Source organism: Pseudoflavonifractor sp. 60 (assembly GCF_009911645.1).
Taxonomy (GTDB): Bacteria; Bacillota; Clostridia; order Oscillospirales; family Oscillospiraceae; genus Lawsonibacter.
Genome location: NZ_QWKI01000112.1, coordinates 24751 through 46011, shown reverse-complemented (window position 1 = coordinate 46011; position 21261 = coordinate 24751). Strand labels below are relative to the sequence as shown.

Below are 21261 nucleotides of genomic sequence, written 5' to 3'. Positions count from 1 at the left end.
AGGATCAGGTTGGTGGACAGCTGATTGCTCATCTCCTCGGGGACGGCCACCTTCTGGAAGTCGCCGAAGCCGGTGGTAATGCCGTAGGCGACCCGGCCCTCGTTGGCAATTTTCTCGGCCAGGGCGCGGGACTTTTTTATGGCCTCCAGGGCGCTGTCGGCCAGCTCCACAGAGGCGTGGTACCGGGAGACGGCAACAAAGCTCTCTAACGTCAGGCTGTGGCCGTCTATCACAATATGCTTGATTTCTTTTGGAGTCATTATCATAACAATCAACCTCGCTTGCAGCTTATTCCTTAGCCAGCAGAGACAGCCCGCGGCCTTTCCATGTCAAACAGTTCTTCCAAAGCGTTTTTTGCTGGGCCCAGCTCAGGCTGGCGCATGGACATTAGAAGGGACCGTAGCCGGTTACAGTGGCAAAGACCAGGAAGGCACAGCAAACAGCCCACCAGATCAGCACCAGGGGAACAAAAAATTTCCACCACTTGTTCAGCGGGACGCCCGCAATGGCCAGGGCGGACATGGTCATACCGCTTGCGGGGGTGATGCAGTTGGTGGAAGCGTCTCCGAACTGGAAGGCCAGAACGGCGGTCTGACGGGTTATGCCCACCAGGTCGGCCAGGGGAGCCATGATGGGCATGGTGATGGAGGCCTGTCCGGAGCCGGAGGGGACCAGGAAGTTGAAAATGGCCTGGATCAGGAACATGCCGCAGGCGGTGAGCACGGTGGGGATACCATTCAGCAGACCGGCCAGGAAGTGGATCACCGTGTCCATAATCAGAGCGTCGGTGAGGATGATGGTGGTCGCCTTGCAGAAGCCCACCATAATACAGGGGAACAGCATATTGTGGCAGCCATTTACAAAGCTGTCCGCAATTTGGCCCGGACGCAGGCCGCCCACAAGGCCAGCGGCGATTCCCATAATCAGGAACAGAGCGGCAAGCTCGTCAATATAGAACCCATACTGGATGACGCCGAACACCGGCACGGCGACGGTGGCCACGAAGATCAGCAGCACCAGCTTGTGCCGACCGGTCATGCGCTCCTCCTCGTTGACCTCAAAGGTCTGGGCGCGGCTGCGGTCCAGCTCGTACATGGGGCTAGATTGGGGATTCGCCTTTACCTTTCTGGCGTGGAGGGTTACAAAGGTCACATTGATGACATAGAACAGGGCCAGAGAGACCAGGCGCAGCTCGATGCCCGAGAAGACCGGAAGCCCGGCGATCCCCTGAGCCACGCCAACCGTAAAGGCGTTGGTACATCCGGAGGCGATGCCCGCTCCGGTGGATCCGAATACGATGCCCAGGGCGGTGAGGGAGTCGAAGCCCATGGCCAGACAGATGGACAGGATCAGCGGCAGGAAGGCCAGATACTCCTCCTCATTGGCGGCAAAGGCGGAGCCGCAGCTGAAAATCAGCATACAGGCAGGGACCAGCAGCAGCTCCTTTCCCCGCATTTTCAGAACCAGGGTCCCCATGCCGGATTTGATGGCCCCGGTGGCCTCCATCACGCCGAAGGCGCCGCCGATGATAAAGAGGAAGGCGATGATGTCGCTGGCGGACTGAAGACCCAGGGTGAGGGATTTGAACAGATCGAAGAACCCGGTGGGATTCTGCTCGGGGTACTGGAAGCTGGAGGGGTCCACCACAGTCCGCCCGGAGTTGGGGTCCACCACCCGGTCAAAGACGCCGGCGGGAACGACATAGCTGGCCAGTGCGCTGACCAGGATGATGCAGATAATGATTACGATGGGATTTGGCGCGCCCCTTTTCTTTTCCAATGTGTTGCTCATGACATTCCCTCCTCCAATTTTGTAATGACGCAGGCAATGATTTTTGTCCGCTGAAAGAGCGTATCCACAATGGCGCACTCTTCCATGGTGTGGGCGCCGCTGCCCTTTACGCCGCAGGCGCAGACAGCGGGAATGCCGGCCTGAGAAATGTAGGAAACATCGGAGTTTCCGCCTGGGAAGGCGATGCCGAAGGGCGGACACTCATACTCCGCAGCGGCCTGATTGATCTGGTCCAGCAGGTCCAGATTGGCCTGGGTTTTCTCAAAGACGGGCATGTCGTTGACAAAGTCCACCGTGGTCTGGGTGCCCTCTATGTACGTGACCCCGCAGACCTCCGAAATCTGCCCCTTCAGGCGCTCCAGGTCGCAGGCGCGGTCAAACCGGGCGTCCACCTCAATCTTGCAGAAATCCGGGATGGCGTTGGATACGGTGCCGCCCTGGATCACGTCTACACTGACAATGATCCCCTCTTCCTCGTAGCGGGAGAGGGCCTGGAGGGCAATCGCCTTATGGGCCATCTCAATAATGGCGTTGCGTCCGGCGAGAAAATCGTTGCCCACATGGCCGCCCTGTCCCCGGACCGTGATGTGGCAGTCCAGGTTTCCCTTTCGTCCCACGGCAATGCAGTCGTCCATCCGCCCTGTCTCCAGATTGAAGGCGCACAGGCACCCGGCCGCCTCCTGGCGGATGATCTCGGGGGTCTGGGAGCCCACATGGCCGGTCTCCTCGTCGGCGCAGAGCAGCAGCTTGATGGGGTTGCGGTCAAAGCCGATGCTCCGCAGGGTTTTGACAATGTACAGCATCATTACGGCTCCGCCTTTCATATCCGCCGTGCCGGGGCCATAGGCGATGCCGTCCCGGATGACAAAGGGATTTTCCGGGTAGGCGTCCCGGGGGAACACCGTGTCCAGGTGCCCGCAGAGCAGGATGGGCTTTCCGGTCCGCTCCGGCCCGTCTACCGCGGCAAAGACGGGGATGCCCTCTCCGGATGGGATCAGCCGGCAAAGCAGCCCCTCCTGCTCCAAGCGGCTTTTTACCGTTTGCAGCAGGGTTGTCATGCGGGCGGTTTCCTTTGCACAGCCTTGGAAGTTTACCAGGTAGCGCCAAAAGCTAATCATGTCCTCCTGGCAATGATCGACATATTGGCCGATTTTTGCAGCGCTGTCTGTCATGTGCCTCCACCTCCATAAATTTTACAAAATAGAATCCGTTTTCCTCTGTTCAAAGTTTGTCGGGTGTGATAAAATTTCTTCAAGAAAACGGTTCTATCTTGTGCTATATTATAGACAGGAGTTCAGACGCCAAAAAACGCCTATAATTTGGCGAAAATTAAGAAATGGGGCAAAGAACGATGGAACGTAAGCTGAAACTCGGCTTTATAGGGACCTATGTGCGGATGGAGCTGATCCGAAACATTGTGCCGAAGCGGTTTCCAGAGCTCCAGATTGAAATTTTTGAGAATGACCGCTATGACTATTACGAGGAGATGGCGCAGACACTGCTGGAGCTGAAAAGCCGCATTTCCGGCGTGATTTTTGGCGGGGAGCTGCAATTTAAGCAGTATCAAAAATTGTTTGAGCCGGATATCCCCTGCGGCTTTATCGAAAAGGACAGTGTGTCGCTGCTGAACTCTCTGGTTTCTCTCTCCTGGCAGAGGGCGGATATCACTCGGGTCAGCATTGATAATTATTCCCCTTCCACGGTGAGAAAAGTTTTTGAGGATGCGGGGATTCCCGACAACCATGTGCATATCCTCAAAAAGCGCTACCCCAAGCGGCTGGAGGACAATTATTTTGACACACTGCATCAGGGACACCGGAAGCTCTTTCTGGATGGCGCCGTGGCCGGCTGCATTGCAACCGATATCCAGGTCTATGAGCGCCTGGCCGCAGACGGCATCCCCGCCGCCTATTCCAGACCGACGACAGATAATATCGTTCGCACCGTGAGCAGGATGAAGCAGGAGTGTATGGAGCGCGCCCAAATGGAGACGGGCAATTTGGCGGTGTTGGCCCTACGGATCACCCCCAAGGAGGAAATTTTTTATCAGGCCCAGCGGGAGTATCTGGAGAGCCATGAGAAGCTAAAGGCCGCAGAGGAATTGTATTACTTTGCAAAGGATGCCCGGGCTGCTGTGATGCAGCAGTCAGATGAGTCTTTTATTATTCTGATGAATCGAAAGGACCTGATGATCTACAGCAATTGCCTGGAAAGCCTCCCCTTTCTCCACTTGATCCAGGACAACAGCGCCTGCAATGTAAGCCTGGGCATTGGGTATGGCTACACGCCCGGCGAGGCAAAGGCCAACGCCGGACTGGCATTAAAAAAGGCCGGACTGCGTGAGGAGAGCTGCACCTACATTGTACACAATATCAATTCCATCACCGGACCGGTCAATTTTGTGCGTCCGCAGAATACCAAGGCGAAAGAGGAGCGGGAGCGTATGCGTGGGGTTGTGGCGCGCACAGGCATTTCGGCAGTTAAATTGCAGCAGCTCACGCTGCTGGTGGAGCAGACCAAAAAGTCTTTATTTACTGCCGCCGATCTGGCAGAGCACCTTCACATCTCCCTGCGGAGCGCCAACCGCCTGCTTGCATCGCTGGAGGAAAACGGTCTTGCCTGTCTGTCCGGGCAGGCTGTTACCGGAACTGCCGGCCGGCCGGGAAATATCTACCGCTTATTGGTGGAGCATCTATAGCGCCTTCTTCCCACATGACGGCCTGGGCCGGATGAGCGGATGAAAGGAGAGACGGCGTGACCGAAGTCACGCCGTCCCTGGAAAACACAGGATTTTCAAGCATACTGCTTCCGTCCAGCTGAGTCAGGGCGGGCTTTTGGATACAAAGGGTTATTTCAGCTTCCAAATATCCTGATTGTACTGCTCAATGGTGCGGTCGGAGGAGAAATAGCCCGACTTGGCGATGTTGACCAGCATCTTCCTGGCCCAGGCCCGGCGGTCGCCGTAATCGTGGAGGCAGCGGTCCTTGGCGGCGATGTAGTCCTCCACATCCAGGAGGGCCATAAACCAGTCCTTATTCTTCATATCCTGCCACAGCATGGACAGTTCCGTGGGGTTGCCGATGGCCAGCAGCTCGGGGGAGACCAAAAAGTCCACCAGCCGCTCCACCGCCGGACGGTGGTAGTAGTCCAGGGGGCGGTAGCTCCGGCCGTCGGGCTCGCCGCCCTTGTACAGGCCGATCACCGTGTCGCTGTGCTGGCCGAAGGTGTAAATATTTTCCTCTCCCACCAGCTGGGCAATCTCCACATTGGCCCCGTCCAGGGTTCCCAGAGTGACGGCGCCGTTGGCCATAAACTTCATGTTGCCGGTGCCGCTGGCCTCCTTGGAGGCGAGGGAGATCTGCTCAGAGATATCACAGGCGGGGATCAGCCGCTCCGCCCAGGTGACGTTGTAGTTCTCCACCATAGCAACCCGCAGCCAGGGGCGCACCTGGGGGTCCCGGTCGATGAGCTTGCGCAGGCATAGGATCAGGTGGATGATCCGCTTGGCCATGGTGTAGGCGGGGGCCGCCTTTGCGCCGAAGAGGATGGTCACAGGCCGCTCGGGCAGTCTGCCGGCCTTAATGTCCAGGTACTTGCTGATGATATACAGGGCGTTCATCTGCTGCCGCTTGTACTCATGGAGCCGCTTGACCTGAATATCGAACACCGACTGAGGGTCCAGCTCGATCCCCTGCTCCGCCCACATCATCCAACACAGGCGGTTCTTCTTGGCCTGCTTCACCTCCAGCAGACGGTCCAGAACGGCCTCGTCCTCCTGGAAGGCCAGCAGCTCCTCCAGCTTTTTGGCGTCCCTGCGCCAGCCGTCGCCGATGCACTGGTCAATCAGGGCGGCCAGCTCCGGGTCGCAGGCCTCCAGCCAGCGGCGGAAGGTGACGCCGTTGGTTTTGTTGTTGAACTTCTCCGGGTAGATGTCGTAGAAGGGCTTCAGCTCGGAGCTTTTCAGGATTTCGGTGTGGAGGGCGGCCACGCCGTTGACCGAGTGACCGCAGTGGATATCCATGTGGGCCATATGCACCAGGTTCTGGCTGTCCACAATGGCAACCCGGGGGTCGGGGTGGGCCTGCTTCATGCGGCGGTCCAGCTCCTGGATGACGGGGACCAGCTGGGGGGCCACCTTCTCGATGAAGGACAAGGGCCACTTCTCCAGCGCCTCGGCCAGAATGGTGTGGTTGGTGTAGGCGCAGGCGCGGCGGACCTGATCCAGGGCGTCGTCAAAGGTGAGGCCCCGCTGGGTCAGCAGGCGGATGAGCTCGGGGATGACCATGGAGGGGTGGGTGTCGTTGATCTGGATGGCCACGTGGTCGGCCAGGGTATCGGGGGTGAAGCCCCGGGATTCCAGCTCGGCCAGGATCAGCTGGGCTCCGGCGGACACCATAAAGTACTGCTGGTATACCCGCAGCAGCCGGCCCGCCTCATCGCTGTCGTCGGGGTAGAGGAAGGAGGTGAGGTGGTGGGCGATGTCCCCCTTGTCAAAGTCGATGCCAACCCAGGGCATGGGGGCGGGCTCAGCCACGTCAAAGAGGTGGAGCCGGTTGGCGTAGGGATTGTGGGCCCCGGGAATGGCAATGTCGTAGAGCACCGCCTTCAGGTCGAAGCCCCCGAAGGGGACGTCAAAGCTGACGCCGGTGGGGATCAGCCAGCTGTCCGCCTCGATCCAGGGGTCGGGGACCTCGGTCTGGAGGCGGTGGGCGAACTTCTGCCGGAAGAGGCCGTAGTGGTAGTTCAGACCCACGCCGTCGCCGGGCAGGCCCAGGGCGGCGATGGAGTCCAGGAAGCAGGCGGCCAGACGGCCCAAGCCGCCGTTGCCCAGGGAGGGCTCGGGCTCCATGGACTCGATGACCCCCAGGTCCCGGCCCAGGTCGGCGAGAAGCTGCTTCACCTGGTCATGGATGCCCAGGGCCAGCAGGTTGTTGGACAGCAGCTTTCCCATGAGGAATTCGGCGGAGAAATAGTAGAGCTTCCGTGTGCCCTCGGGGGCGGGGCGGTTCTGGGCCATGTTCCGGGTGAGGAGGAGCAGGGCCTCATAGAGCTGGTGGTCATCGCACTGGTCCGGGGCGCAGCCAAAGCGCTCCTGGGTCAGCTGCCAGAGCTGTTCGTTCAGTTGCATAACATACACTCCTTGCGGTTTCGTTTATCATGGATTTTATATATAAAAACGTGGGGCGGCAGAGGCCGTCCCAGCGATTTATGAGATTTTTCCCCTCTTGGGCAGGCGCTGATATACCCGCATCTCCCGATACAGCCGCTTTGACAGCTTCTCGTCAAAGGTCCCGGGCAGAGTCCGCCACTTCCAATTATTCCCCAGAGTGGAGGGGGTATTCATCCTAGCCTCGGAACCCAGCCCCAGCAGGTCCTGGAACTGCATCACCGCCAGATCGGCGGGGGAGGCCCAGGCGGCGCGCATCATGCCCCAGTGGTAGCCCTCCCGGGTTGACAGGCGCAGGTAGGCCTTGGCAAAGGACACGTCCTTTTTGGGGGCGGAGGCCATCCAGCCCTGGATGGTGTCGTTGTCGTGGGTCCCGGTGTAGACCACGCAGCGGGCGGGGTAGCGGTGGGGCAGATAGTCGCTCTCCGCGTCCCGGCTGTCAAAGGCGAACTCTAGGATCTTCATCCCCGGATAGCCCGAGTCCTTCAGCAGCTTTTTCACCGAAGGGGTCAGGAAGCCCAGGTCCTCGGCAATAATGTCCTTCTTACCCAGCGCCTTGTTCACCGCCTTAAAAAAAGCGATGCCCGGTCCGGGGCGCCAGCGGCCGTTCTGGGCGGTCTTGTCTCCAAAGGGGATGGCGTAGTAGGAGTCAAAGCCCCGGAAGTGGTCAATGCGCAGGGTGTCGCAGATCTGGAACTGCCAGGCGATCCGCTTGAGCCACCAGGCGTAGCCGTCCTGCTCCATCCGCTCCCAGTCAAAGAGGGGGTTGCCCCACAGCTGGCCATCGGCAGAAAAGCCGTCGGGGGGACAGCCGGCCACCTCGGTGGGCTGGCCGCTCTCGTCCAGCTGGAACTGGGACTGGTTGGCCCACACGTCGGCGCTGTCCAGGGCCACGTAAATGGGCAGGTCGCCGATGATGGAGATCCCCTTTTGGTTGACATACTCCTTCAGGCTCCACCACTGGCTGAAAAAGAGGTGCTGAACCCATTTCCAGAAGTCGATCTCGGCAGCCAGCTCCTGTTTCACCTGTTCCAGGGCGGCGGGCTTGCGCAGGCGAAGCTCCTCTGGCCATTCCAGCCAGGCGGCCCCGCCAAATTTGTCCTTCAGAGCCATAAACAGGGCGTAGTCCTCCAGCCAGTCCGCGCCCCAGAGGGTTCCCCTCATCTCGAATTTGTCCCCCCGGGACAGCCGGGATACCGCCAGACGAAGAACGCTAAAGCGGTTTTGATAGAGGGTCCCATAATCCACCTGCTCCAGGTCGCTCCCCCAGTCCAGGGACTGATATTCCTCCGGCTTTAACAGACCCCACTCGGCCAAAATATCCAGGTCGATAAAGTAGGGATTGCCGGCAAAGGAGGAGAAGGACTGATAGGGGGAGTCGCCATAGCTGGTGGGCCCCAGAGGCAGCACCTGCCAGCAGGACTGGCCTCCGGCGGCCAGAAAATCTGCGAATTGAAACGCCTGGGCCCCCATGGTCCCGATCCCGCAGGGGGAGGGGAGAGAGGAGACCGGCATCAGGATTCCCGCTTTTCTCACGGTTTGGAATCCCCTTTCTTTGTTCAAATTGATGGCAGTCCCCCGGCCCTGCCATAGCGGGAGCGGGCCGGCGGACCGCCAGTAATCAGCTGAGCCGCGCCACGCTCTCCCCCTGGATGAGCTGGAAGGGGAGCAGCTCGTGGACGGGGGAACTGCGGCGGTTGATGCCCCGGAGCAGGGCGTCCACCCCCCGCTCGGCCAGCTGCTGGGTGTCCTGGCGGACGGTGGTCAGCCGGGGCAGGGAGTACTGTCCAATGGCAATGCCGTCGTAGCCCATCACGGAGATATCCTCCGGGACCCGCTTGCCCAGGTCCCGCAGGGCCCGCATAGCGCCCAGAGCGGTGACGTCGCTGACGGCGAAGATGGCGGTCAGCTCGGGGCAGCGCTCCAGCAGCACCTTGGCGGCGGCGTAGCCGTCCTCCAGGGAGTAGCGGCAGGGCTCGCACTGGCGCTCTCCATCGAAGGGGAGGCCCAGCTCCTCACAGGCCTGCTGGCAGCCCAGATATCGGCTGTGCCCGATTTGAAAGCAGGACCAGTTCCCCCCCAGCATTCCAATGTGCCGGTGGCCCTGGCTGGCCAGGAACATCACCGCCTGGCGGGAGGCCTCCCGGTCGTCGGTGGTGATGGAGGACAGGTTCCCGAAGCCCAGGTCGCTGGCCGTGTTGGTCAGCAGTACGCAGGGGACGGTAATGCTCTGGAAGGCCGCCTGAAACAGCTCCCGGTCGCCCCCCAGAAACAGGATGCCCATGGGCCGGCGCTCCCGGCACAGCTGGCAGGCAAAGGCCACCTCGTTGGCGTCCTCGTCCAGATAGTAGACGGCGGCGTCCTGGCCCTCGGCCCGCAGAAGGGACTGCACCCGCTCCACCAGGTCGGCGAAGAGCATATTCATGGTGCCCTTGACGATCACGGCGATGCTGGAGCTGGCCTGCTGCTTGAGATGCTTGGCGTTGTTGTTGGGCTGGAAGCCCTGCTCCTCTACCACCGCCATCACTTTGCGCCGGGTCTCTGCGCTGACGTCGGGGTGGTCGTTGAGCACGCGGGACACGGTGGCCACTCCGCACCCGGACAGCTTGGCGATATCCTTAATGGTCACTTAATATCCCCTCTCTGTGTCGTGGAGCTATTTTACCACATCCCGGTGGGAAAGGCAAGCGGAGTAATTCCCGGAAATCCAATCAGCCCTTCACCGCGCCTGCGGCCACACCGGCGATGATGTGCTTCTGGCAGGTGAGGTAGAAGACAATGACCGGAATGATGGACAGCAGGATCAGGGCCATGGTGGCGCCCAGGTCCACGGTGCCGTAGCTGCCCTTCAGGTACTGGATGTGGATGGGGATGGTGCGGTACTCGTTGATATCCAGCACCAGGTAGGGCAGAAGGAAGTCGTTCCACACCCACATGATCTCCAGGATGCCCACCGAGATCAGGGTCGGCTTGAGCATGGGCATGACCACCGAGAAGTAGGTGCGCAGGGGCCCGCAGCCGTCGATGGCGGCGGCCTCCTCAATTTCCAGAGGGATGGACTTGACAAAGCCCACAAACATGAAGATAGCCAGTCCAGCGCCGAAGCCCAGGTAGACAATGGGGATGGTCCAGGGGGTGTTCAGATGGAGCCGGTCGGCGGTTTTGGACAGGGTGTACATGACCATCTGGAAAGGGATGACCATGGAGAACACGCACAGGAAGTACAAAATCTTGCAGAAGGCGGAGTTGACCCGGGCGATGTACCAGGCGGCCATGGAGGTACACAGCAGGATCAGGAAGGTGGACAGCAGGGTTATCACCACACTGTAGCACACCGACTTGATGAAGGGGTAGTTGCCGAAGGTCATGCCCTTGACAAAGTTGGCAAAGCCGGCCCACATCTCGCCGCTGGGCAGGGCGAAGGTGTCGGTTTTGACGAAGGTGTTCAGCTTGAAGGAGTTGACTACCACCATCAGGACGGGGATCACGTAGATGACGCAGATAATGCCCAGAATGACAGACAGGGTGTTTTTCCTGCGCTGCTCGGCGGAGAGATTCTTGTTGTTCATTACTGCTGTACCTCCTTTTTACGGGTGTAGGCCAGTTGGGCCAGACCCAGACCGGCCACCAGGACGAAGAAGATCACGGCCTTGGCCTGAGCGGTGCCCTGGGACGTGGAGCCGGTGCCGTTGAAGGTGTTGAAGATGTTCAGGGCCAGCATCTCGGTGGTCTTGATGGTGCTGCCGTCGGGCTGGATGATGAAGGGCTGGCCGCCGGTGAGGGCCAGGTTCTGGTCGAAGAGCTTAAAGCCGTTGGTCAGGGAGAGGAACATGCAGATGGTAATGGAGGGCATCACATTGGGGATGGTGATCTTGAACAGAGTCTCCCACCGGGTTGCACCGTCAATGCGGGCGGCCTCCAGCATCTCTCCAGGGACGTTTTGCAGTCCGGCGATGTAGATAATCATCATATAGCCGATCTGCTGCCAGCACATCAGGATAATCAGGCCCCAGAAGCCGTACTTGCTCTCCATCAGGATGGAGGTGCTGAACCGGCTGAGAATGCCGTCAAAGATCATGGACCAGATGTAGCCCAGCACAATGCCGCCGATGAGGTTGGGCATGAAGAACACGGTGCGGAACAGGTTGCTGCCCTTGATGCTCTGGGTCAGGATGTAGGCCACGGTGAAGGCCAGCACGTTAATCAGCACCAGAGAGACAACGGCGAACAGGGCGGTGTACCAGAAGGCGTGGGTAAAGGTGGTGTCCTGAAATGCCCGGATGTAGTTGCCAAAGCCTACAAAGCGGGCGTCGGAGACGGTCTGGAACTGGCACAGAGACAGCCAAATGCCCCAGATAAAGGGCCAGACAAAACCAATGGTAAACGCGATGACCACAGGGCCCAGGAACAGCGGACTCCAAAGCCGGGTAGCGCGCTGAATGGAGTTGCTGTTGGTGATTTTCTTCGTTTTCAAGATATCAACTCCCTTTACATTTTGTGGGGGCGGATATGACGCGCCGCCCCGGGCTATCAACAGGCCGGCGGATGATATCTGCCCCCACAGGCGGAGTGCCGGTGCGGGCGGCAGGCCCGCACCGGCACAGACGTCAAAGCCTCAAGTTTAATCAGCTGTTGGCAATATTGTACTGAATGGCCCAGCCGTCCACAAAGGCGGTGCGGAACAGCTCCCAGTTGGCGTCGGACTGGTCGGCGTTGTACTGGTTCAGGGCGGAGACCATGGCGGCACGGTAGTCGTTCACGTTGGGCTGGAAGTTGGTGGCGGCGTTCATGCTGTAGCAGCCGGCGGCGGAGTAGGCCTCAGCGGCAGCCAGGAAAGCGTTGGTGGACTCGGCGGCCTGCTTGTAGGGCATAACGCCGAAGGTGTCCACCAGCTTGCGGCTGGCCTCGGGGTCGGTGACGCACCACATCATAAAGTCCATGGTGGCCTTCTGGTCGGCCTCAGAGGCCTTGGCGTTGATGGCCCAGTAGTTCTCGGTGCCAACGTTCAGACCGGCCTTCTCCTCGCCGGCCACGCCGCAGTAGTAGGGGATCATGGTGGCGTTGGGCACCGCCTGAGACACGTTGGTATACTCCCAGGAGCCGTTCACATAGAAGGCGGCCTTGCCGTCCTTGAACTCCTGGCCGGCGTCATGGCCGCCCACGGACAGCTCCTTGGGGTCCACAGTGCTGTTGTTGATGCACAGGTCGTACAGGTTCTTGAAGTTGTCCAGATACTTGCCGGTGATGCTGGGCGGGCACTCGGTCCAGACATTGCCCTCCTGTTCATAGTAGTACTCCAGGTTGGCCATATGGCCGGTGAAGCGCCAGGAGGAGGAGTCGTCCATGTCGGAGGAGGTAAAGGCGTCAAAGCCCAGCTCGGCGGACCGGGCGTGGATGTCCTCCGCCACCGCCTTCAGGGTATCAAAGTTCTTGATGTCCTCCACCTTGTGGCCCGCCTGCTCCACCAGGTCGGGGTTGACGATGATGCCGTAGGACTCGTAGCAGTAGCTGATGGACACCAGACGGCCCGCGTCGTCATAAAGTGTGTACTCGTCGGTGGTCAGCTGGCCGGCGATGTCGCTGCCGGTCAGGTCCAGGGCGTAGTCCTTCCACTGCTTCACCGCCTCCTGGTTGCCGATGATGAACAGGGTGGGGGGATTGGACTTATCCATCTCGGAGTTCAGGGTCTGCTGGTAGGTACCGGAGGCGGCGGTGACCACTTTCACCGGTACGCCGGTCTTGTCGGTGTACATCTTGGCTACCTCCTGCAGCGCCTCGTCAGACTCGGGCTTGAAGTTCAGCCAGTAGACCGAACCGGTGCTGGAGTCGCCGCCCTTTCCGCCACCGCCTCCGCAGCCAGCCAGCAGGGACAGTGCCATGGCCGCGCTGAGGGCCAGGGCAAGAATCTTTTTGGTCTTGCTCATTTCAACATCCTCCTATAAATTAAGATTACTTGACCCGCCTGGAAACGTTACTGGTGACGTTACCGGTAACGTTTCCAGCTCATCTGCCCATATAATACCAGCAACCCGCGAAAGATGCAAGAGTAAATTGGGGCTTCTGCTTAATTTTGGAGGAGTGCCAAAAAAAATCGCTCCCGCTTTGGCGAATATCACCAAGGAAACGGGAGACGATTTCGTTTTTTCACTGGAGCGTATTGCATGGGTTTCGCAAAGGTGATATTTTGTTTTACTGGCCTGCTACTTCACCTGTTCGTACAGCTCCAGATTCATCAGAACTGCAACACTTTTCTTAGGACCTTGAATCATTTTTATCACCTCAGCTCTAGTTAACCACGATTTGTTGTAAAAATAAGTACAACAAATTGCGGTAAATATACTGGGGCTGAGGTGACAAAGATGTATCAGCGAATTAGAGATATGAGAGAAGATTCTGACATGAGTCAAACTGAGATTGCGGCTAAATTAAATTGTTCACAGCAGATCTACAGCAACTACGAATTGGGCCGACATACAATTCCACCTGACATTTTAACTGCGCTAGCAATAATTCATAAAACAAGCATCGGCTATCTGCTGGGTCTGACCAACGTCTGAAAGCCCTACCCCAGGGCATAAGGGCGTTTTTTGCTCACAATCAGTGGTGGGATGCAAATCTTGTTCTGCGACATACCTGTTTATTGTTCACAGTATGTAAGCTCTTCTTCCAAGGTGGCAATATATTCTGTCATAAAGGCAAACATCAAATTCAGGCCCTTGTTGTCATCACTTTGAAGACAGTGCTCCAGCAGCATTTCCATAAAGCAATAAAAAATACAGCCTTGGTCTCCCTGTATCGCAAGGCGGTGAAGAAACTCATCGCACGTATCGTCATCAGGTAGGGGCTTATATTGCAAATCAAGGGAATCATCCTTGATTGTGTATATTTGTGCCAGAAATTTTCTCCAAAGAAAGTGATCCTCTGGATACTTGCAGACCTTGCTGTCGACCCAATCCTGCAAGCCTGGCCAATCCCTCCAATCCCAGAAATCGGACTGCTTGGAGTACTCGCTCATCAGCATACGGAAGTCTTTCCAGTCCTTTCTGCGGTCCATTAAAACTCCCCCTCCCTGCTTCATATCTTAACATATACACCAGAAAAAAGCAATTTAATTTTCTGTGTTTTTAATAAGTTTTAAAATGTATTAAACTGGTATACTAAGGAGGGGGATGTTATGTCTTTTGAAATCAAGAAAACAAAATGGAAAAAAGAAAGCATTTACAAAACTCTATATATCTCCAAATCCCTGGTGGATAAAATCCAGCAAATCGCTGTTGAAAATCAAACCAGTTTCAACAATGTAGTTATTAGTATGATTGAGTCCTGCCTCCAGGAGGAGGACGAATAAGTTACGCCTTGTCAGCGGGGGAGTCTGATATTATATTTGGGGTTATGGCTAACCCGTTTCCGGCGGAAGGATGGCCTGTCCACTCAACACACATGACAAAAAGAGACGCCGTCAGGCGTCTCTTTGGGTTATTTCAAACAGCTCAAAACCGCCCAGGCCGCTCCCTCTTCCCCGTTGGAGGGGGCGACACGGACCGACGCGGCCAGCGCTGCCGGGGATGCGTTGCCCATAGCGATGGGGGTCCCCACCACCCGCAGTACTCCCAGGTCGTTGTCGCTGTCCCCCACGGCGGCGCACTCCGCCAGCGAGAGGCCGTACTCCCCCGCGATGACGGCCAGCGCCCGCCCCTTGTCTGCCCCCTGGGCCACCAGCTCGAAGTCGTGACTGCTGGAGGTGGTGAGGAACACTCCGGGCAGGGCGGACAGCTGCTCCAGGGGCCAGCGGCTGGGGTCCAGCTCCCCGTGGAGCTTGGTGACAGGGAGACGGCGCTCCTCCAGATAGCCCAGAGGGTCGTCGGTGACCACGGCGTGGGCGTGAAAGGCGGGGAAGGGATAGTTTTTCTCCATAAACTCCTTGTATTCGGAGCTGACCAGCACCTGTTCCCCGGCGAAAATCAGCAGTCCGATGTCCCAGCCCAGGGCGATTTCCACCGCCCGGCGGCCAGAGGGCTCGGGGATGTCCCAGCGGCGCAGTGTCTTCTCTCCGTCCGACACCAGCGCGCCCCCTACAGAGGAGGTCAGCAGGTCACAGCCGGCCTCCCGGGCGAACCCGGCTGCCTCGTGGCAGTCCCGGCCCGTGTTGATGACGACCCGGACCCCCGCTGCCCGCGCCTGAGCAATGGCCGCCCTGGAGGCCTCGGTGATCTGCCCCCTGGGGTCCAGCAGAGTGCCGTCCAGGTCCAGAGAAATCAGTTTTACCATAAAAATCAGTCCGTTTCTGTCTTCCTTATTCCGTTTTGGTCAAAGTGTCTCTTCAATTCTCGCTCTACAACAAAAATGGAGCCCAGCATAACCGCCAACTGTACCCCGCACAGGAACAAACCCAAATATCCAACAATCTCCACATCCCAGCCCACCACAAAAAGCATGGGAAACAGAGAGGGGAGGAGCAGTACCCGGCCCCATTTGTGCCAGACCTCCCCCACGCGGCGCTGTGAAAAGTCCCAGGCCGCCTGGCTCCTCATAGACCGGGTGGTGCGGTAGCCGTAGCCGGGGTTGATCTCGGTGGGCGGATTTTTTTGAAATTCTTTTCCCAGGCCCAGCATAAGAAGGGGGAGCATCAGGTCAAAGGCCAGTACGAAAAGCCAAAACGCAATTTTTACCGCCATTGGACATACCTCCTGTCAGCCCAAAATCCTAACATCACTCTTTCGTCACCGGGCGGCGGGGCCGGGATTACCGCAAATCTGCCAGAGCGAGGAAAAAGTTTCTTTCGCTTTCTTTTCAAAGAAAGGAAGAACAACTCAGAAGAACAGTCCCCCGATTTGATATACCAAAAGTGATACCAGATAGGCGCAGCCCATCTGCCAGGCGATGGAGAACCAGGCCCATCTGCGGCTCTGCATCTCCTTGAAGAGGGTCGACACGGCGGCCACACAGGGGACATACAGCAGGATGAACACCAGCATGGAGAAGGCGGACAGAGGGCTAAAGCCGGTCATGGCGGCGGCCACCTCTCCGCTGGCGGCGGTGAGGGAAAAGCCGTAGAACATGGACAGGGAGGACACCACCATCTCCTTGGCCACCAGGCCAGTGAGCAGCGCCACGGCAGCCTGCCACTGTCCGAAGCCGCAGGGGGCGAAGATGGGGGCAATCGCACCGCCCAGGGTCCCCAGCATACTCTGGGAGGCGTCCTCCACCATATGCAGGGAGAAGTCGAAGAACTGGAGCAGCCACAGTACCATGGACATCAGCAGAATCAAAGTGCCGGCTTTTACCAGGAAGCCCTTCACCTTCTGCCACACGTGGGTCAGCATATTGCCCAGGGAGGGCAGGCGGTAGGGGGGCAGCTCCAGCACGAAGGGGGCGGGTTCTCCGGCGAAGAGAGTCTTTTTGAAGAACAGCCCGGACAGGATGCCCACTACCATGCCGGTCATGTACAGCCCAAACACCACCAGCCCCGCCCAGGGTCCAAAGAAGGCGGCGGAGATCAGGCCGTAGACCGGCAGCTTGGCGGAGCAGGACATAAAGGGCACCAGCAGAATGGTCATCCGCCGGTCTTTCTCATTCTCCATGGTTCTGGCCCCCATGATGGCGGGGACGGAGCAGCCAAAGCCCATCAGCATAGGGATAAACGCCTTGCCGGACAGGCCGAAGCGGCGCAGCAGCCGGTCCATGATAAAGGCGGCCCGGGACATGTAGCCCGAATCCTCCAGCAGGGACAGGAAGAAAAACAGCAGGGCGATCTGGGGCAGGAAGGTGAGGACCCCGCCCACCCCGGCGATGATGCCGTCGCACACCAGGGAGATTATCACATGGGAGACCCCTGCGCCCTCCAGTGCGGTGGCCAGCCACTGGGACAGGGCGTCCATGCCGGCCCCCACCCCGTCGGACAGCCAGGAGCCGAAGGGGCCGAAGGTGACCACAAACATCACCAGCATGGTACACAAAAACAGGGGAATGGCAAAGACCCGATGGGTGACCACCTTGTCGATCCTCTCGCTGAGGGACAGCTCCCCGGGGACGCCCCCCTTGACCACCGATGCGGCCACGACCCGCTGGATGAACTGATAGCGGCTGTCGGCAATGAGGGTCTCCCGGTCGCCCAGGTCGCTGGAATTTTCATACTCCGCCACCAGCACGTCCAGCTTTTTCTTTACCTCCGGCGGAAGCTCCAGGGCCTTCTCCACAATGGCGTCCCCCTCCAGCAGCTTGATGGCGGCCCAGTGGGCGGGGAGGCCGGCGGCGTAGGCGTAGTCGTGGAGCAGCTCGCCCATGCGGTGGTGGACGTCGTGGGTATAGTCGTCGTAAAGGTCGTCGGGCTCCACCGTGACCCCCAGGTGCATCTTCCGGTGGGCGGTGTGCATCAGCTCTTCCAGCCCCTGACCGGTGCGGGCGGTGATGGGCACCACCGGGACTCCCAGCTCCCTGGACAGGCGGCGTACGTCGATCTGGTCCCCCCGCTTCTCCACCTCGTCCATAAAATTCAGCGCCACCACAGTGGGCCGCTCCAGCTCCAGCAGCTGGGCGGTGAGGTAGAGGTTGCGCTCCAGGTTGGTGGCGTCCACAATGTCGATCACACAGTCGGGGGCCTCGCCGATGATGAAATCCCGGGCCACAATCTCCTCCATGGAGTAGGGGGACAGAGAGTAGATGCCGGGCAGGTCCACCACGGTCACCGTCCGGTCCCCGATGTGGGCGGAACCCTCCTTTTTCTCCACCGTGACCCCAGGCCAGTTGCCCACGTACTGGTTAGAGCCGGTGAGGGCGTTAAACAGTGTGGTCTTGCCGCAGTTGGGATTGCCCGCCAGCGCGACCCGGATGGTGCGGGCGTCGTGGGCGGCGGGGTCGTAGCGCCGGGCGTGCTCCTCCAGCTCGTGCTCGTGGTCCTTCAGCTGGCGGCGGGCGGTCTCCGGGTCGACGGCGCGGCGGGTCATGGCCGCCCGGGCCGCGCCGGTGCTCCGGGGCCGGGGCTGGCCCATGACGATCTGGGCGGCGTCCTCCTTGCGCAGGGACAGCTCATAGCCCCGCAGGGTCACCTCAATGGGGTCCCCCAGAGGGGCGATTTTGGTCACCTTCACCTCAGTGCCCGGCGTGAGGCCCATGTCCACCAGGCGGCGCTTTACCGTCCCCGATTTGTTGCCCACAGACAAAATAGTCCCCCGCTGCCCGGGAGCCAGATCCTCCAGGGTCCGTTTGTCCATATGTATCCCTCCCACAGTAAAAGTTAGCTTCCTCTTACTTTACAAATATTGTATCCCATTGGGCGGACGTTTTCAAGAGATTTGTCCACTAGGACGCGGAAAAATTCCCTCCGCCGGGGCAAGGGCTTCTCCGCCTGTTCACAGCAAAAAAAGTGCGGCCAAAAGCTCTTGTCAAAAAGAATAGATTAGTATATAATCGCTCTGTAACCAGGTGACAGAAGAAGTGGTTATTGCAGGGGGAAGTGATTACTCTGGATGACACCAAAACGCGAATCATTCTTGCAGCAATAAAAGCTGTGCGGCAGTATGGCCTGGAAGGGGTGCGCATCCAGAATGTCAGCGAACTGGCAGGGATTTCGTCGGGGGCAATTTACCGCCATTTTGATGGCAAGGAGCAGCTGCTGGCAGAGTGTTTTACTTATGTGGACAGACAGGCAGCCGCGATTTTTGAACACTTGAAGTTTAATCCTCTGGTCATGCTCACCGATCCCATGAAAGCGGTAAAGGGACTGTGGCTGCCCTACTTTCGATTTTGGACGTCCCACCCGGATGAAACTGTTTTCTATCACCGTTTCCGGGACAGCGCATTTTTTCCGCAGTATGACAAAAGCCGGGATGTTGCCTATTTCAACGCATTCATTGGAATGGTTCATGCGTTCAAAAAGGTATTTCCAAGCCTAGACAGAATCAATCAGGACTTGTTATGGCTCCATGTCCTCACATCGACTGTTATGTATGCAAAATATGTGGTAGAGGGAGTATTGCCAAATAATCAGGAAACCGAGGATACCGTGTTTCAGCTGTTGACCACCGGACTGAGCGGCTATTTAAAGCCCAATCAGCCCAAAAAGTCGAGGAAGCTATAAAAATGCTCCGCTGAGAGGCGGTTCATTTTTAAAGCCGCGATAATGAACATTTACTTGCGTCCCAGCAAAACCGCTCTGGGAAACAAGTTCAGGGCCTTCAAAGGGGCGCGTCCCTGGGTTGGGATAACCTTCTTTCTATTCGGGAAACTATCAGCATCGAATAAAAAGGAGGCCACTGCCATGTTCAGTCAGGAAACAGCGTTTACAATTACCGCCGGCCATATTGCCCAATATGGGGCATATTTCCAGGAGCAGGAACGGGGCCAGAGCACGGTGAAGAAATATGTCCATATTTTCATTATGTTGTTGTTTCGGCCCCAAAAATTACCATACATACCTGCATTGTACAGGAAGTCCGGCTTTTTTACAACCCCTCTCCCCAATTTAAACACGAAAGGACCGACGGGATGCTTTTCAGCTTTATCTCGCCTGCTTTTTGCGCCTATTATTATACCTTTTTACCTTCTTGCAATGAAATTAGAAATTCCATTTCCAAGTCGATACAACATAATAAAAATTAAGTTGTTATAAGGATAATTTGAGTAAACATAGTGAGGAGTGCAGTTATGGAAAAAATATTGATTGTCGATGATAGTCTCCTGCAAGCGACACAGCTCAAGGCAATCATAGAGGACGAATATGATGTTGCCATTGCACAGACGGCGGAAGACGGCCTGCGCAGAGCACATAATGAAGATTTTTCCCTCATTCTGCTGGACGTAGTGATGCCGGAAATGGATGGGTTTACGCTGCTGAAAAAGCTGCAGGAGGAAGTTATAACCCAAAACGTCCCGGTCATTTTGATTACCGGCCTCGCGGATGCGGTGAGTGAGCAGCGCGGACTGATTTTAGGGGCCGTGGATTATATTACAAAGCCATATATTCCCCTCATCGTCAAAGCGAGAGTGAATACCCACGTCAAGCTGTACCGATACCGCAGGCAGATTGAAGAACAATCTATGACCGATCAGCTGACCGGGGTTGCCAACCGCCGCAGATATGACCGTTACAGTCTGACAAAATGGCACGAGGCGGCCCGCCTGCAAGTACCCTTCTCCATCTGTATGTTTGATATTGACCATTTCAAGGTGTATAACGACACATTTGGACACCCGGCCGGGGACAAGGTGATTGCCGCCGTAGCAAAAACAATATCCTCCTATTTGAAGCGCGGCACAGACTTTGTGGCTCGCTATGGAGGAGAGGAATTTGTGGCGCTCTCTATGGGTGCTCCCTCGAACATAATCTTTGAGTATCTGCAAAAAATCCGGCAGGCCATAGAAGATTTACACATTCCCCACAGTCCCGCCGTCTCCCAGTGGGTCACGGTCAGCATAGGAGGCGTGACCGTAATTCCCGAGTCGGGGAACGCCTATGACGTCTACTTAAAAATAGCGGATACCATGCTGTATGACGCCAAAAAGCATGGGCGCAACAGAGTTGTTTGGGCCGGCGAACAGTTAAAGCAAATATTTGAAAAATAAACAAAATCGGGAGAACGATATGAAATTATTCGGATTGTTTGGGAAGAAAACAGACGCACAGCCTCAAAAGTCTGAGAAGGAATACGACGAGGACGAGCTGGAAATCTATTCGGGGATGCGGGTAGAGGTGACGAACCTGGATGGACGTTTCCTTTTCGTGGCAAAGCTGATGGGCCTGCACGGGAGTCAGGCGGAGCTGCACCAATATTCAGAGACCACGATTTCTCAGGAAGAACCGTTTCCGGTTAGAATCCGCGGGTACAGCGACCGGGATCGAAAGGCGGTCTACATGGAGGGGGTGATCGCGCCCCTGCCGCAGAAGAAATGGTCGGTCGCAGAGTTGAAACTATGCCGGATGGGGAATGACCGCGCGTTTTTCCGTCTGGACACAAATCTCGACGCCACCGCCACCATGTTCAGCGGTTTGGCGATGGGCGAAAAACCGTGCAAGCTGCTGAATATCAGTATAGGCGGAGCCCGTATCAGCTCAGAGTACAGATACCATGATGGCGACAAGTTTTTACTGAAGGTCAGACTGTTGGAGGACAGGCTAGAATCGGCTATTTTCAGTCAGGTCATGCGCATTATTGAAAAGGATAACGCCGGATTTGAGTATGGATGCCAGTTTTTGGAGCTGACCGACGCCGATCAGGAACAAATTGCGCAAAATATTTTTGCGGCGCAGCGGCAAAAGCTGGGACGTTCTTAACCGTTTGTTGAAATCGAACCATATTTCCTGGAGC

Annotated in this window: 20 protein-coding genes; 7 read left to right on the top strand and 13 right to left on the bottom strand. The window is 57.5% G+C overall.

All coding sequences use genetic code 11. The annotated features are described in order from the left end of the window. From D1646_RS12540 to D1646_RS12530, 3 genes are all read right to left on the bottom strand, one after another. Positions 1-266: aromatic amino acid lyase (locus D1646_RS12540; protein ID WP_160636783.1), on the bottom strand; the 266-nt coding region annotated here is incomplete at its 3' end. Between the two features lie 121 nt (positions 267-387). Further along, positions 388-1791, bottom strand: a complete 1404-nt coding sequence (locus D1646_RS12535; RefSeq protein WP_160636782.1) for an AbgT family transporter — start codon at positions 1789-1791, stop codon at positions 388-390. Then, complete coding sequence (locus D1646_RS12530; protein ID WP_160636781.1) at positions 1788-2963, bottom strand: M20/M25/M40 family metallo-hydrolase; 1176 nt, start codon at positions 2961-2963, stop codon at positions 1788-1790. The genes D1646_RS12535 and D1646_RS12530 overlap by 4 nt, the downstream gene beginning before the upstream one ends. Before the next feature lie 179 nt (positions 2964-3142). Between D1646_RS12530 and D1646_RS12525 the strand changes: the two genes are divergently transcribed. Then, the gene (locus tag D1646_RS12525) at positions 3143-4489 is read left to right on the top strand and encodes an HTH domain-containing protein (protein ID WP_160636780.1); all 1347 of its coding nucleotides are present in this window, start codon (positions 3143-3145) and stop codon (positions 4487-4489) included. Positions 4490-4639: 150 nt separating this feature from the next. Here D1646_RS12525 and D1646_RS12520 read toward each other — a convergent pair whose 3' ends face one another. The 6 genes from D1646_RS12520 to D1646_RS12495 all read right to left on the bottom strand — a co-directional run bounded on the left by D1646_RS12520 (position 4640) and on the right by D1646_RS12495 (position 12882). Beyond that, positions 4640-6919: a glycogen/starch/alpha-glucan phosphorylase gene (locus D1646_RS12520; RefSeq protein ID WP_160636779.1), complete on the bottom strand. Its 2280-nt coding sequence runs from the start codon at positions 6917-6919 to the stop codon at positions 4640-4642. 78 nt (positions 6920-6997) lie between these two features. After that, positions 6998-8494, bottom strand: a complete 1497-nt coding sequence (gene malQ / locus D1646_RS12515) for a 4-alpha-glucanotransferase (protein ID WP_160636778.1) — start codon at positions 8492-8494, stop codon at positions 6998-7000. Between the two features lie 85 nt (positions 8495-8579). After that, positions 8580-9587 (bottom strand): LacI family DNA-binding transcriptional regulator, encoded by a 1008-nt coding sequence (locus tag D1646_RS12510; RefSeq protein WP_160636777.1) that lies wholly within the window; start codon positions 9585-9587, stop codon positions 8580-8582. 82 nt (positions 9588-9669) lie between these two features. Next, positions 9670-10527, bottom strand: a complete 858-nt coding sequence (locus tag D1646_RS12505) for a carbohydrate ABC transporter permease (RefSeq protein ID WP_160636776.1) — start codon at positions 10525-10527, stop codon at positions 9670-9672. After that, a complete protein-coding gene (locus D1646_RS12500) occupies positions 10527-11399 on the bottom strand; it encodes a sugar ABC transporter permease (protein ID WP_160636789.1) in 873 nt (290 codons plus the stop codon). Before D1646_RS12500 ends, D1646_RS12505 begins: the two co-directional genes overlap by 1 nt. Positions 11400-11583: 184 nt before the next feature. After that, complete coding sequence (locus tag D1646_RS12495; RefSeq protein ID WP_160636775.1) at positions 11584-12882, bottom strand: ABC transporter substrate-binding protein; 1299 nt, start codon at positions 12880-12882, stop codon at positions 11584-11586. A 435-nt stretch (positions 12883-13317) separates the two neighbouring features. On the opposite strand from D1646_RS12495, the gene D1646_RS12490 reads away from it, so the two are divergent. Then, positions 13318-13515: a helix-turn-helix transcriptional regulator gene (locus tag D1646_RS12490; protein ID WP_160636774.1), complete on the top strand. Its 198-nt coding sequence runs from the start codon at positions 13318-13320 to the stop codon at positions 13513-13515. An 80-nt stretch (positions 13516-13595) separates the two neighbouring features. Here the strand turns inward: D1646_RS12490 and D1646_RS12485 are convergent, their stop codons facing one another. After that, entirely contained in the window at positions 13596-14012 is a 417-nt protein-coding gene (locus D1646_RS12485; RefSeq protein ID WP_160636773.1) for a hypothetical protein, read from the bottom strand. Positions 14013-14132: 120 nt separating this feature from the next. Between D1646_RS12485 and D1646_RS12480 the strand changes: the two genes are divergently transcribed. Then, positions 14133-14306 carry a hypothetical protein gene (locus tag D1646_RS12480; protein WP_160636772.1) on the top strand — a complete coding sequence of 58 codons (174 nt, stop codon included), beginning with the start codon at positions 14133-14135 and terminating at the stop codon, positions 14304-14306. 128 nt (positions 14307-14434) lie between these two features. Here D1646_RS12480 and D1646_RS12475 read toward each other — a convergent pair whose 3' ends face one another. From D1646_RS12475 to feoB, 3 genes are all read right to left on the bottom strand, one after another. Beyond that, entirely contained in the window at positions 14435-15226 is a 792-nt protein-coding gene (locus D1646_RS12475) for an HAD family hydrolase (protein WP_160636771.1), read from the bottom strand. A gap of 5 nt (positions 15227-15231) precedes the next feature. Next, on the bottom strand, positions 15232-15633 hold the full coding sequence (locus tag D1646_RS12470; protein ID WP_160636770.1) for an SdpI family protein: 402 nt from the start codon (positions 15631-15633) through the stop codon (positions 15232-15234). Between the two features lie 135 nt (positions 15634-15768). Beyond that, positions 15769-18168: a ferrous iron transport protein B gene (gene feoB / locus D1646_RS12465; protein ID WP_160636769.1), complete on the bottom strand. Its 2400-nt coding sequence runs from the start codon at positions 18166-18168 to the stop codon at positions 15769-15771. A 242-nt stretch (positions 18169-18410) separates the two neighbouring features. On the opposite strand from feoB, the gene D1646_RS12460 reads away from it, so the two are divergent. The 4 genes from D1646_RS12460 (at position 18411) to D1646_RS12445 (ending at position 21227) form a co-directional block, all read left to right on the top strand. Continuing rightward, the gene (locus D1646_RS12460; RefSeq protein ID WP_160636768.1) at positions 18411-19034 is read left to right on the top strand and encodes a TetR/AcrR family transcriptional regulator; all 624 of its coding nucleotides are present in this window, start codon (positions 18411-18413) and stop codon (positions 19032-19034) included. A 180-nt stretch (positions 19035-19214) separates the two neighbouring features. Further along, positions 19215-19565: a hypothetical protein gene (locus D1646_RS22720; RefSeq protein ID WP_201754659.1), complete on the top strand. Its 351-nt coding sequence runs from the start codon at positions 19215-19217 to the stop codon at positions 19563-19565. Positions 19566-19600: 35 nt separating this feature from the next. Beyond that, entirely contained in the window at positions 19601-20518 is a 918-nt protein-coding gene (locus D1646_RS12450) for a diguanylate cyclase (RefSeq protein WP_160636767.1), read from the top strand. 19 nt (positions 20519-20537) lie between these two features. Beyond that, entirely contained in the window at positions 20538-21227 is a 690-nt protein-coding gene (locus tag D1646_RS12445) for a PilZ domain-containing protein (RefSeq protein WP_160636766.1), read from the top strand. Positions 21228-21261 lie beyond the last annotated feature (34 nt).